This is a genomic window from Marinilabilia salmonicolor (genome assembly GCF_003003035.1).
GTDB lineage: Bacteria > Bacteroidota > Bacteroidia > Bacteroidales > Marinilabiliaceae > Marinilabilia > Marinilabilia salmonicolor_A.
The window spans coordinates 226,681-239,780 of record NZ_PVTS01000004.1; the positions used below are offsets into that span (position 1 = coordinate 226,681).

A 13,100-nucleotide genomic window follows, 5' to 3' on the forward strand; every position below is an offset into this window, starting at 1 on the left:
TTTAAAACACAAAAAACACCACAACTCCTGCCACAGCAATAAAGGCCCCGACCACCTCTTTAGTGGTAATTTTCTCTTTAAAAATATACCGGGCCGGCAGGATAATCATTACGGGAGTGAGTGCCATTAATGTGGAGGCAATACCTGTGGTGGTGTATTTTACTGCCAACAAGCTGAATGAAACCCCCAGAAAGGGACCAAAGAATGCTCCGATACCGATGCGTCCCATGGCTGATTTGTTCTTCAAGGCTGTCCATACATTTCCCCATTTGCGCCACCCAAAAAAGACAAGCACAAAACCAATGATTCCGGCAATAACGCGTATTTGGGTGGACATAAAAGCATCCAGATCCCCCATCCCCAACTTGCTAAGGACGAGTCCGAGAGCCTGGCCGGCAGCACCACCAAAAGCCAGCAATAGTCCCGCCAGAGGAAAGTTGAATGACAGCCGTTTTCCCTTCATTGGGCGACCCAAAATTACCAGAGCAATCCCCAAAATCGTCAGGACCATTCCAAAGGTATTGATCAGTGTCATTTGTTCGCCCAAAATGAGCCAGCCAAACAGTGCCGCCAGAGGAGGGGTAAGGGCCATAATAAGCATGGACACCCTGGCACCAATTACCACAAAAGCCTGAAAAAGCAAAAGATCGCCAATCACAAATCCTACCAGTCCTGAGAGACTTAGCCAAAACCACGCGTGCATCCCGGCATCCACAGGCCAGAAATGACCACGAGTGATGGTGGTAAAAATGCCCAGCAATACCAGGGCCATCACCAAACGGATGAGGTTGACCGATAATGACCCTACTTTTTTTCCGGCCGACTCAAAGGCCATGCTGGTGGCTGTCCAGCAAATAGCGGTGACAAGGGCTGCCAGCTCGCCAAGATGCGATGTGATGTATTCCATGTGAACTTAATTCTGAACTTTGTATGGTTTGAGGCGTTAAAGAAAGTAATTTTGGGGCAAATTAAACCCGATATTCACAGAAACTAATTTGTGTCTGTCCATAAAATAACATTTGCTGCGTTACGCTTGTCGTCAAAATACTCATCCCGATTGTGCTTTTGGCGGCTTCGAAAGCCTTGCAATTGGCACTTTCTGACCAGAAACAGGACCAAAAAAAATTGCTCAGTTTATAGACGGACTCTAATTTGGCTTTGCAAGAAAACACCAATTACTGCATTTCGACAGGCTCAATGTGGCACATTGTTCTCTGTTTTGAATCAGTTGTTTGCGAAAAATGTAAACTCCCTGGATTCAAGAACTTTGAAAGCTTTATATTTGGCAATTCTTATCAAAGGCTAAAAAAGCCTGGTTTTATTGTTGGTACTAATTAAACGATTTGTGTTTTTGCAGGTCTATGCTAACTGTAAAAATATAACCGGTGCAGATATTTTTGAGCATAAATAACGAGCATGGAAAAGCTGGCCACAATAGGAATATGTTTAAAGAATATTATGCGAGAGCGATGCGGCTCCATTCGTTCTCAAGCTTTTATTAGATATTTATCAGATAATTACAAAATTTTAAACGAATGAAACGAGTACCGAATGTTCGGGACGAGTTTCATCAGACCAATAACTTAGATAACTTATATACTGATGAAAAGGAAAATCTGGATTTTCGCCATTGCAGCAGGGATTGTTTTAGCTGGTGTTGTTGTAATGTTTGTGTTGTTTTCGCTTAAAAAGGAACCCAAGCCAACTCCCAAGCCTCAGGTGGATGTTTATGTGAAAGCAGAAACGGTTCAGTATAAGGATTTGCAGGCTGTGGTATCTTCATCAGGCCGATTGCATGCTTTAAATGAGGTGGTGGTGAGTTCTGAGGTTACCGGTCGGTTGAGTGAAGGGGATGTTCCTTTTCGCAATGGCCAGAAATTTCAGAAAGGTCAGATTCTGGCAGAAGTGGTCAACCCTGAATTTCCTTTAGGCCTGAAAGCTCGTAAGAGTCGTTTCCTTCAAAGTTTGGCGGTAATCTTACCCGACTTGCGTCTTGATTTCCCTGATTCCTTTTCTCGTTGGGAATCTTTTTTTGAAAACATCAATATTGAGAAACCATTGCCGGCGATGCCTGAACCCCAATCTTCCAAAGAGCGAATCTTTCTTGCTTCACGGAATATTATCAGTGATTACTATTCCATTTTGGCAGATCAGGCACGACTGGAGAAGCATCAGATAAGAGCTCCGTTTACCGGTGCCTTCAATAATATTATGCAGGATCCGGGTGTGGTGGTCAACCCGGGAAGTCAGTTGGCAACCATCGTTCGCACGGATGTTTATGAGTTGGAAGTACCCGTAATTATGGATGAAGTCCGGTTTATATCAGTAGGTGACTCTGTGCAGGTAGAGAATGATAACTCTTCCGCCGCATGGAAAGGTGTTGTGAAGCGTATTGGTTCGGTGGTCAATCCCTCATCTCAGGCAGTCAGTGTATTTGTATCTGTTCCGGGAAGCTACGGATTGTTTGACGGAATGTATCTGACCGCTCATCTGTATGGAAGTAAGGTAAAGGATGTGATGGAGATGCCCCGAAATGCTGTATTTAATAACAATCATGTGTATGTTCTTGAGGAGATGCGTTTGATTGAAAAGCCTATTGAAATTGTGAAGCGGAATGATCAGACACTTTTCCTGAGAGGGTTGCATGAGGGAGAAGAACTGGTGGTAGAGCCATTGTTGAATGTTACAGGAAATCCAATCTATAAAATTCTTCGATAAAGAGAGTTATGCGCAGACTGATAGAAACATTTGTACGATACCCTTTTTATGCCAACCTGTTTATTGTGGTAATTCTTGTATCGGGGATTTTTGGTTTTTTGCAATTAAAAAAATCTTTCTTTCCGGAACGGGAAACCCGTAATATCTACGTTACTGTTACCTATCCGGGAGCCAGTCCAAAAGAGATGGAGGAGGGTATTACTGTTCGTATTGAGCAGGCCATCAGAGGACTGGTTGGGATTAAAGAGATTAATTCCACCTCACGCGAAAATTTCACCAGGGTAAATATTGAAACCACAGGTGAATACGATATTGATGAGGTGCTGCAGGAGGTAAAAAATGCCGTTGACGGTATTTCCAGTATGCCTGTGGATGCTGAGCGCTCGATTGTTTTTAAACGGCGTTCTACAACGCCAGCCATCAGGTTGGGATTGTATGGGGAAGCCGATATGTTGCGATTGAAAACACTTGCTCAAAGAATAGAGGATGATTTTCTGGCAAGCGGCCTGATGAGTCAGATTAATATCGGAGGCTATCCGGCGCTTGAAATAGCTGTTGAGATAAAGGAAGAGGTGTTGTTGAGATACGGTCTCACACATACTGATATCAGTAATGCCATTTCCAGAAATAACCGGGATGTGTCGGGTGGTCAGTTGCGTAGCGACGACCAGTATCTGATTATTCGATCCAGGTCAAGGACTGTTGACCCGGATGAGATAGCCGATTATGTGGTGACCGCTGACCCCAACGGAAGGCTTATTCGTATTCGTGATTTGGGAAAGGTATTTTTACAGTTTTCTGAAACCCCAAGTGGTGCCTGGCTCAATGGAAACCGGGCGTTATATTTATCCGTTGATAAACTGATTACGGAGGATTTGGAGGCCATCTCCGATTTTGTTCACAAGTACGCTGAGGAGTTCAACAGGACCCATGATGACGCCGAACTGATTGCAACCTTTGATTTCCTTGATTTGCTGAATTCCAGACTTCATCTTTTGTATAAAAACGGTGGTTTTGGTTTGTTGCTGGTAATTATTATTCTGGCAATTTTCCTAAGCTTCAGGCTTTCCATGTGGGTGGCCTGGGGGATTCCTTCATCATTTTTAGGGATGTTTCTGGTGGCCGGAATGTATGGTGTTACCATTAATATGATATCCCTTTTCGGGATGATTTTGGTAGTAGGTATTTTGGTGGATGACGGTATTGTGGTGGCTGAAAATATCTTTTCTCATTTTGAGAAGGGTAAATCTCCCCGTAAAGCTGCAGTTGATGGTACTTTGGAGGTGTTGCCAGCGGTTATCACCTCTGTATCAACGACCATTATCGCTTTTGTTCCGCTGATGCTAATTGAGGGAAATATGGAAATGATGGGCGAAATGGCTTTTGTCGTTGTTGCCAGTCTGGCCTTTTCTTTGGTTGAAGCCACGCTGGTATTGCCCGCTCATATCGGCTCACCACATATTTTGCAGCGTAAGAAAGAGGCTGTGAACTTCGGCAATCGTTTTCGTGACCGTCTGGAGCGTTACATACTGTGGATGCGGAATCGTTTATATGGACGGTCGCTTGCATTTATTCTTCGTCACCGACATGTAGCTCTTGCGGTACCCCTTGCATTACTATTGATTACTATTGGATTGTTTGGAGGTGGCATTATCTCTTCCACCTTTTTTCCCAATATTCCGCCTGATAGTTTTAATGTGAACGTCGCATTTACACCCGGTGAAGGAGAGAAGCAGACCTACGAATATCTGATGGATTTTGAAAAGGCTGTGTGGGAAGTAAATGATTCACTGATGGAGGAATACAACGATACTGCCAACTTTGTGAATTATACTTACCTGGTAATGGGTAGTTCATTTGATGGAGATGAATCGGGATCACACGCCGGTCATATTGCAGTGAACCTTAGAAATCTTGAGGGGAGTGAAATATCCGCCTTTGACATTGCCACCAGAGTAAGAGAATATATCGGAGCAGTTCCTGCCGCGGATAAATTTTCAGTTGCCGGCCGAAACCGTTGGGGAGAACCTGTTTCCATCAGCCTTATGGGGGATAATCTGGAAGAGCTGGACCAGGCCCGCGACTTTTTATTGGAAGAACTGCAGGATATTCCGGAGTTAACCGATGTTGTGGACAATGAGGCACCCGGAGCTCAGGAAGTCAGGATAAAATTGAAACCCAAAGCCTATTATCTGGGATTGGATATGTTTACCATTATGAACCAGGTAAGAAATGCCTTCTTTGGTGCACAGGCTCAGCGATTGCAACAGGGGAAAGATGAAATCAGAGTCTGGGTGCGTTATCCTCCAGGAGAAAGAGAGGAAATTGGTCAGTTGGAAGATATGAAGATAAAGACACCGCAAGGGGAATATCCGCTGACTGAGCTGGTAACCTATAATCTGGAACGTGGTCCGGTAGCAATTCAACGCTTTAATGGTAAACGTGAGATGCGCATTGACGCCGATCTGATAGATCCTTATGAACCTGTCCCGCCAATTTTGGAGCGTGTGAGCAATGAAATCATGCCCCAGATTCAGGCTAAGTATCCGGGGGTTAGTTATTTTTACCAGGGACAACAGAAGTATGCTTCCGAATCGCAAAATGAAATTGCCAAGTATTTTCTTCCGGCATTCGGAATTATTATGGTTCTGATTATGTTTCATTTTAGGTCATTCGGACAAGGGGCTATTGTGTTAGTGATGATTCCTCTGGGGTGGTTAGGCGCTGCCTGGGGACATGCAATACATGGTATTCCTTTGTCTATGCTCAGCGTGTGGGGAATGGTGGCACTTTCCGGTGTAATTGTCAACGATGCAGTGGTGTTCCTTCAAAAATACAATCAGTTGCTGGAGGAGGGGTTATCGGTGAGGAATGCTGCTTTTGAGGCAGGATTGGCCAGATTCAGACCCATTGTTCTTACAACGCTTACTACCACACTCGGGTTATATCCCATAATACTGGAAACCAGCCGGCAGGCCCAGTTCCTGATTCCCATGGCAATGGCCCTGGCTTATGGTATTTTGTTTGGAACAGCGTTTATCCTGATTTTTTTCCCCGTCGTTATTATGGCACTGAATGATCTGAGGGTTTTAATGAAGTGGCTGTTTACCGGTCGTCGTCCTTCACCCGAAGAGGTGGAGAAAGTAAACGTTTTGAAAAACCGTTCTCTTGATTAGCAGGTACAGTAGGTGCGGATTCTTTGCAAGCAAAGCAGCGAAGCTGAGGGCCTTTCCGCACCATTTAAAGAAGGCGCGGATTTTCAGGAGGTGCGAATTACTGGAAGGCAAACCAGCTAAACTGAGCTCCGATCTGCATCATTAAAAACAGGTGCAGATTAATCGTGACAAAAATAGCGAAGCTGAATTAACACAGGCTGAAATTAACGACAAACAGACAGATTCAAAAATCTGTCAAAAAGCGAACATATAAAACAGAAAAGCTGTGAAACAAACCATCACATATTTGATAATAACAGTGCTTTTTGCTTTGCCTGCAATGGCACAGGAAGATAGTAGCACCTATACACTGGATCAACTGATTTCTGAATCTCTCGAAAATAATTACGATATCAGGGTTGGTCGCACTGATCTTGAAATCTCAGAATTGAACAACACCATCGGAAACGCAGGTATGTTGCCTTCTTTGATGTGGGAGAGCAGTCTGAATAATAGTTTTAACGATCGTTATGACGCTGATAACCAGAGTGGAAGTTTGCAAAATGGAGTGCGTCTCAATTGGGTGTTGTTTAAAGGTTTTTCAGCCCACATCAGGAAAGACCGGTTGGAAACTTTGGAGCAGTTGTCGGGGGGGAACCTGGCTTTAGTGGTGGAAAATACCATTCAGGCTGTTGTGATGGCCTGGTATCGTGCCCTGATGGCCAAAGAGCAATTGGAGCTGTTGAAAGAGGTGATGCAGTTGTCTGAAGACCGACTTGGCTATATGGAAGATCGTCGGGATCTGGGAGCAGCTACCAGTTATGAGATATTACAAGCACGTACAGCCTATTTGACTGATAAATCTGCTTATCTCGAGCAGGAGGTGGCTGTTATCAGTACCATCCGTGAGCTGAAATATCTTGCAGGAATGGATGAAGGCGTATCGCTAAAGCTGGACGGAGAAATGGATTTTGATGGAGGTGAATATGCACTTGATGAGTTGCTTGCACAGTTGGACAACAGTAACCGAAGTATTCAGAATCAATTTCTGAATCTTGCACTTTTGGAAAAACAGCGGGTACTGGAGCAACGAGCCCGGTATCCATCGTTAAACGCAAATGCAGGTGCCGGACATAATGTTCATCCTGAGTCACTTAACAGTAATAGCGCAACCCCGGGGTTTTCTGATGGTTATTTCTCTTATTTTGCTAATTTCTCCCTGAGCTTTACCCTCTTTGATGGCGACCGTATCAACCGGAATATACAAATTGCCCGAATGGAAGAGGCCATTGGTCAGACCAACCTTGAAGAGATGAAGCACCGTTTGAAAAACAGGTTGCTTAATCTTTATGATACCTACCAGGTGCGAAGAGAACTGGTTGAGGTAGGAAAAGAAAATATGGAAACAGCCCGCGTTAATATGCAGTTATCCGAAGAGAAATTCCGTGCCGGAGCAATTAATTCATTTAATTACCGCGACGTTCAGCTGGGTTATCTGCAGACTTCAATAAATTACTACCGCTCTGTTCTCAATTTGGTGGATACGCATACCGATTTGGTGCGAATCACCGGAGGCATCGTAGAGGAGTATGAGTGAGCACAGGGCATGGAGCATGGAGCAAAGCGAAGCAATCTCAACCTTTTAACCAGACACTAATTCCAAACTCGAATCACAAAACCAAGAACCGAAACAAAAAACTTCCAAAAGTCCCCTTTGGGGGGATTTAGGGGGCCACATAATAGCAAAAGCCCCGCCAGGACTTTTCCTGCCGGGGCTTCTCTTCAGGCAACTTCACTTCCTTCAAAAACCCAAAGATAGAAAGCGTTTACTTGCAGTCACATTCTCCGCCGCAACTGCATTCGTGAGCACCATCCGTTTTGCAGCCGCAATTGCCACCACATTTACATTGATGCCCTTGTGCATTTCCGGCATAAGAGTAACCTTGTGAGTTGCTTGGTTCGTGTACTTGTCCCATATTTCCTATTCCTTTGATTTGATATATTGCAAAGTAAAGCACAATTTTTTGTAAAATCAAGACAAAATTGTCCGAAATGTGATAATTTTTCTTTTTCCATTGATATATAAGGTACTTACCGAAGTGGGCGCTCTAGGACTGGCAACTTATGGAAGGGAAGATTGCTATGTGAAACTGATAAAAGTTCATGATGCCACTTGTCCCAGCAATGCGCAGACAGTGGAGGAGGAGCTAAACCGGTTCTACTCATCTGCAGTGGTAAATTGGCATGTTTCGATTGGCGAAACAATTACAGAAGATGAGTTACCCAATCTCAATTATGATGATTTCCTGACCGGAAATGTGGATATGGTAAGCAGCTATACCTCCGTAATGAGGCGAATTTGCAAGTATTACAAACGTACTTATGGGAATGATAAAAACACGCTGTATCTTTTCTTTATCAATCATCCCAACCCCGACAAAGCTGGTTTTATGCCTGTGGCAGGAGATCACGGATTTATTTTTAACTTTGGAGAAGATTACCGGACAAATTATGAAATTCTGGCTCACGAGCTTGCCCACGGTGCCTTTAACCTACGCCATCCCTTTAGCCCTAAAAGTACCTATCAGCTACCCCGGGGCTCCACCGATAACCTGATGGATTACGGAGTTCCCGAACAAGGTACTGGGCTGTGGAAGTACCAATGGGACCTTATCCATAATCCGGAAAATGTGTTGTTAGCGCATGCGGAGAGTGAGGAAGAGGGGGCGTTTGAAATAATGACACATCAAAATCTTATTGCTGAGGCTATAACTAAAATTGATGGCAGTTTAGTTTTAAACGAAAGAAACTTTAAACTGCTCGTGTCGACCGGGCTTTTGGCTGATGGAGGAAGTATCCTTTGCGATATAAATAGAGAAATGAGTAATGCCGAATTAACAGAAGGCTTTTCTACCTATCTCAACTCAAAACTGGATGATTTATACAGGATATACAACAGCCCGATGAATGTTGTGAAAGAGCAATGGATGGAGTTTTGGTCTACATCTATAGAATTTCCCAATATGCGAAATGCCTTCAGGCGCAGTTGGCAATATGGTAAAGAAATGAAACAAAGCGCTGAATTAATTGCAGAATATGGAAAAGCGATTTATTCAAGTAACGTCAAGTTTGATAAGCTGGTAATTACTCCTAACAATAAATTTAAGATGGAGCTAAAGAATTTGACATTGTTGGAAGACCCTGATTTATGCTTTAACCTTTTATTTCAGATGCAAGATTATGTGACAGTTTATGACTCAATAAAATCATTGTCTTTAAATGGTCAGGGAATAGATTTAATCCCGGAATGGATGAGTACAGATGTAAATGTTTCTACGCAAAATTCATTGGGAATAAAGTATGTAAATAAGGAAACCCAAAAAGAACTCTTTGAGATTACATTTGATGTAAATGCATCACTGGTAAACTCAGTTGAATTGGTAATGTCCTTAAATGATGTTCCGGTTAATTTTCCTTTAACCTGTGAATCGGAACGTATAGAAATACATTTTGATAATAAGATTGATGGTGGAGCAGTAATTAATGAATGGGCTAAGCTTGATCAGAAGCTTGATGATATAAAAAGTCTTGAGGAAAATGGGGCTATTGATTTAGGTTTAGTATTACATAATGTAGCAGATTTTTATGCTCATTCAAATTTTATAACTGAATATATTGATTGGTGGATGGAGCAACCTGGTACTGATATTAGAACATTAAAACCAGAAGATATCCCCACTTATGTTGATGTAGTTACAGGTGCTTCCAATGAATGGAATTTAGATTGGAATGCATTTTGGAATTATTATAAAAATAAAATGTTTACCGGAACATGGGATTTAGGCTTAATGCTTAAAGATGAGTCTGAAAGAGAAAAATTGCCAACCCCATACCATGATGATATGGCTCTTGATTCTTCTGAAAGTACAGAAGGAGGAAATAAACCTGATAAATCAGCACTGTATAACTATTTCCAATACGCTAGAGGTGCTGCATATAAGCATATTTACGAAATATTAAAAGAAAAATTGAAGTGATAAAAAGGATTGTACTAATTATCGGTTGTTCAATAGTTTTATTTTCATGCACAAAAGTGAGTGTAGAACTTCCTCGTGATTCTGAATGGGTATATTATAATAATGAGGCACTTAAAAACCGCTATCCTACCCATAAACACGAATACCAAATTCAAGTAAAAGATAGTCTTATTTTTGCAAAATCACTTTATTCAAAAAAATGTGAAATTATAAATAGAAATGGAATTGTCATTGACACTATACCTTATGATTCCATTCCTTTTAACATTTACATAAAGCGAGAAGATAGCACAAAAGCATATGTCTGGGAAACATGGAAATATAAAGTTATTTATTCTGATAAGTCAAGAGTTACAGAATTAAACTATATTACAAGGCCAATTGAATCATTGAAACTTCTATCAAGACAACGTCCCAAAAGAGAGCATAGACTAGAATATACTTTAGATGGTAAGAAATATTCTATGGCTTTGCCTACCACAAGAGGGTCTTCTTCAATTTACAATGTATGTCAGTATGATGAAACCTTATTTCTGTTTTCTGCCTACTTGAAAATTGAAGACATTGAATATAGTGGAGCTCGCTATTATGTTTTTATGTTGGATTTAGAGGATTTTACCCATAAATATTTTTTAGGCATTAAACTTTGGTAGTTCAAAGAATCGACTGAATCTTGCTTTTAGCAATAAATGCATCGATAACCGAGAAAATACGTTCCTGATCTTCTTTCGAAATAACGGACTGTATTAATCAAATAGTTTTATACGACTGCTGAGTTTTATAATCACGAATAACAGAATCAATAATAGCAAATAGATGGCTCTTGATATCAGGAGCCATGTTTTGTATCTCTTGTAAGCGATTTACTGTTTTCTTGTCGAACTGTGCGTTCATGCCTTCGCCTACCAGAAAATCAAGAGAAACCCCGCTCGGCGAAGTTTGCAACTTCGTCGCTCAATCCGCTGTAGTTTTTAACTACAACAGATGATGTTGCGATTGATCTTTAACTTTAGACAGCCAATAATCTCTATCTTTAAAGGTAAAATGTTTCCAAAATGAGCACAGGTTATCAAATCAAAGATCAGGAAGGATTATACTTTCTAACATTTCAAGTCGTAGAATGGGTCGATATATTTACTCGTCCTGTATACAGGGATATTGTTATAGATAGTTTGAAGTATGCTATTGAAAACAAGGGGTTACAGGTTTTTGCATACGTGATAATGAGTAATCATGTTCATTTGATTATGCAAAGCAGTACAGGACAATTAAGTAACACTATTCGAGCCATTAAAAAATATACCTCCAAGCAGATAATTGATGCTATTCTGTCAAATGCAGAAAGTAGACGAGAATGGTTGCTCAACTGTTTTCAGTATGCAGCTCAAAAACATAAACGTAATACACAATATCAAGTGTGGACACATGAGAACCATGCTGTTTATCTTTATAGCCCTGATTTTATAGCCGAGAAAATTCAATATATTCATAATAATCCAGTAAGGGCTATGGTTGTTCAGGACCCAGAAGATTATTTGTATTCCAGTTCCAGAAATTATGCATCTTTGTCAGCAATTTTGGATATCGAGCCATTGGTGTTACCAGTTATAGTTGTTCGGTAGTTAAAAACTACCAATTAGGTTAAGCGAAGTCACAGACTTCGCTTAGCTGGGGTAGATCTCTTGAGTTTGCCTGCAAAGACTGTTTAAAACGTAGTCTGAAGACTACAGTAGGGAAACGACGAAGTCACCGCTCGACTCTTCCGCTTTGTTTGTAAAGAAAATTCGCCGAGCGGGGGGAAAATTTATGTCCCATCTACCAAACGAACCAACAAAAGGATATTAGACCTGAGATCCTTTCAAATACTGCCCCTGCACGAATATCTTTTAACAGAAAGAAAGTCTTTAAATGAAGAAATTGAAGGAAATTACCTGTTCCATCAAAAGGTTGATACGTGGAATGTCGAGAATTAAAAAGATGATAAACCGCTACGAACCAGGATTAAGAAATAAGTCACAAATACGGACTTCGGTAATCACCGGTTGGCTACAACATTACAACCTTCGGGGAGTGCAATACATGGCGGGGCACAAATACGTAAGCAGCACTGAGCGCTATAGAATGGACACTCTGGAGGATTTACAAAAAGAACTGGAGAAATATCATCCTTTAAAATAGAACTAAAACCAGGTGAAAATCGTTATATTTGTAGGAGGTAAAAATATGGAAATTATGGATTTACAAACGACTAAGATTAACTTGATGCAAAAGATAATGAATGTGTCAAAAACATCATTACTGGATAAAATAAGCAATATCCTTGATGAAGAAATGATAGTTGGCTATACAACCGATGGCAATCCACTTACAAGACAACAATATAACGAACGCTTACTTGTTGCAGAAAAGCAAATAGAATCAGGGAGTTATATTACGCAAGAAGACCTTGAAAAAGAAATAGAGAACTGGTAATGGGCAACTATAAAATTATCTGGTCATTCCAGGCAAAACAGGATTTAAAGGATATTTATGAATACTGGAAAAAGAAATCAGTACAAGGGGCAAAAAATGTAAGGTCAGATATTTTGAAAAGCCCTAAAACTATTTTTTATGCAAAGCAATACCAAGTCGATGACATAAACCCCAAGTATCGTAGAATCATTGTCCGGACATTTTATAAAGTATTATACCGTGAGCAAAAACATACTATATCCATAATGGGTGTAGTATGTACAAGCCAATCACCAGATGTATTAAAAAATAAGTAAATTAAACAGGATAAAACCCACCACACAAGCCGGTAAAGCGGTGTTCGTCATCGTCAGTCAGCAAAAAAACACGCCAAACCGTCCGGCACTTGTTTTTAAAAAGAAAGTTCTATAAGGTAAAAACAAGCGCCGGCCGCCCTCCGGGTACTCGTTCCTCGTAGTCTGTCATGTTTTTTGCCTTCCTTCCTCTTCCTCACTGCAGCTCCTTTGTCTGCTTAGGCCACTTGTTCCAAAGCTTCGTTCGTTCCTCTCTACGCCTTGGCCCAAGCCGCCACGCATCCAACCGCTGCTGTGTTTGGCTCGCCTGCTAACTCCCTCGGTTCGCCTTTGTCATGGTTATTGACCGCCCCACAAAGCCACCCCGAAAATCAACAACCACGCCAAAGCCTCAGCGTAAACGCCACTGCCGGCTTCGCTTCCTC

The 13,100-nt window shown here is 41.5% G+C and carries 10 protein-coding genes; 9 read left to right on the plus strand and 1 reads right to left on the minus strand.

What is annotated here, in order from left to right; translation table 11 throughout:
• Nucleotide 1 precedes the first annotated feature (1 nt).
• Entirely contained in the window at nucleotides 2-907 is a 906-nt protein-coding gene (locus tag BY457_RS05870) for a DMT family transporter (RefSeq protein WP_106152404.1), read from the minus strand.
• A 695-nt stretch (nucleotides 908-1,602) separates the two neighbouring features.
• Here BY457_RS05870 and BY457_RS05875 point away from each other — a divergent pair.
• From BY457_RS05875 to BY457_RS05920, 9 genes are all read left to right on the plus strand, one after another.
• Complete coding sequence (locus BY457_RS05875) at nucleotides 1,603-2,718, plus strand: efflux RND transporter periplasmic adaptor subunit (protein WP_106152405.1); 1,116 nt, start codon at nucleotides 1,603-1,605, stop codon at nucleotides 2,716-2,718.
• Nucleotides 2,719-2,726: 8 nt separating this feature from the next.
• On the plus strand, nucleotides 2,727-5,894 hold the full coding sequence (locus BY457_RS05880) for an efflux RND transporter permease subunit (RefSeq protein ID WP_106152406.1): 3,168 nt from the start codon (nucleotides 2,727-2,729) through the stop codon (nucleotides 5,892-5,894).
• A 265-nt stretch (nucleotides 5,895-6,159) separates the two neighbouring features.
• Nucleotides 6,160-7,470, plus strand: coding sequence for a TolC family protein (locus tag BY457_RS05885; RefSeq protein WP_106152407.1), 1,311 nt, complete (start codon nucleotides 6,160-6,162; stop codon nucleotides 7,468-7,470).
• Nucleotides 7,471-7,927: 457 nt separating this feature from the next.
• Nucleotides 7,928-9,910, plus strand: a complete 1,983-nt coding sequence (locus tag BY457_RS05890; protein ID WP_106152408.1) for a hypothetical protein — start codon at nucleotides 7,928-7,930, stop codon at nucleotides 9,908-9,910.
• 56 nt (nucleotides 9,911-9,966) lie between these two features.
• The gene (locus BY457_RS05895; RefSeq protein ID WP_146130955.1) at nucleotides 9,967-10,563 is read left to right on the plus strand and encodes a hypothetical protein; all 597 of its coding nucleotides are present in this window, start codon (nucleotides 9,967-9,969) and stop codon (nucleotides 10,561-10,563) included.
• A 402-nt stretch (nucleotides 10,564-10,965) separates the two neighbouring features.
• The gene (locus BY457_RS05905) at nucleotides 10,966-11,532 is read left to right on the plus strand and encodes an REP-associated tyrosine transposase (protein WP_106152411.1); all 567 of its coding nucleotides are present in this window, start codon (nucleotides 10,966-10,968) and stop codon (nucleotides 11,530-11,532) included.
• Nucleotides 11,533-11,818: 286 nt separating this feature from the next.
• Nucleotides 11,819-12,088 (plus strand): integrase, encoded by a 270-nt coding sequence (locus tag BY457_RS05910; RefSeq protein ID WP_258176632.1) that lies wholly within the window; start codon nucleotides 11,819-11,821, stop codon nucleotides 12,086-12,088.
• 54 nt (nucleotides 12,089-12,142) lie between these two features.
• Nucleotides 12,143-12,382, plus strand: a complete 240-nt coding sequence (locus BY457_RS05915) for a hypothetical protein (RefSeq protein WP_258176633.1) — start codon at nucleotides 12,143-12,145, stop codon at nucleotides 12,380-12,382.
• Nucleotides 12,382-12,678, plus strand: coding sequence for a type II toxin-antitoxin system RelE/ParE family toxin (locus BY457_RS05920; protein ID WP_106152413.1), 297 nt, complete (start codon nucleotides 12,382-12,384; stop codon nucleotides 12,676-12,678). The genes BY457_RS05915 and BY457_RS05920 overlap by 1 nt, the downstream gene beginning before the upstream one ends.
• Nucleotides 12,679-13,100 lie beyond the last annotated feature (422 nt).

Excerpts from the sequence above, each read along its gene's own strand:
- BY457_RS05920 (WP_106152413.1), top strand. The coding sequence starts at position 12,382 with ATGGGCAACTATAAAATTATCTGGTCATTCCAGGCAAAACAGGATTTA.
- BY457_RS05870 (WP_106152404.1), bottom strand. The coding sequence starts at position 907 with ATGGAATACATCACATCGCATCTTGGCGAGCTGGCAGCCCTTGTCACC.
- BY457_RS05905 (WP_106152411.1), top strand. The coding sequence starts at position 10,966 with ATGAGCACAGGTTATCAAATCAAAGATCAGGAAGGATTATACTTTCTA.
- BY457_RS05875 (WP_106152405.1), top strand. The coding sequence starts at position 1,603 with ATGAAAAGGAAAATCTGGATTTTCGCCATTGCAGCAGGGATTGTTTTA.
- BY457_RS05880 (WP_106152406.1), top strand. The coding sequence starts at position 2,727 with ATGCGCAGACTGATAGAAACATTTGTACGATACCCTTTTTATGCCAAC.
- BY457_RS05915 (WP_258176633.1), top strand. The coding sequence starts at position 12,143 with ATGGATTTACAAACGACTAAGATTAACTTGATGCAAAAGATAATGAAT.
- BY457_RS05910 (WP_258176632.1), top strand. The coding sequence starts at position 11,819 with ATGAAGAAATTGAAGGAAATTACCTGTTCCATCAAAAGGTTGATACGT.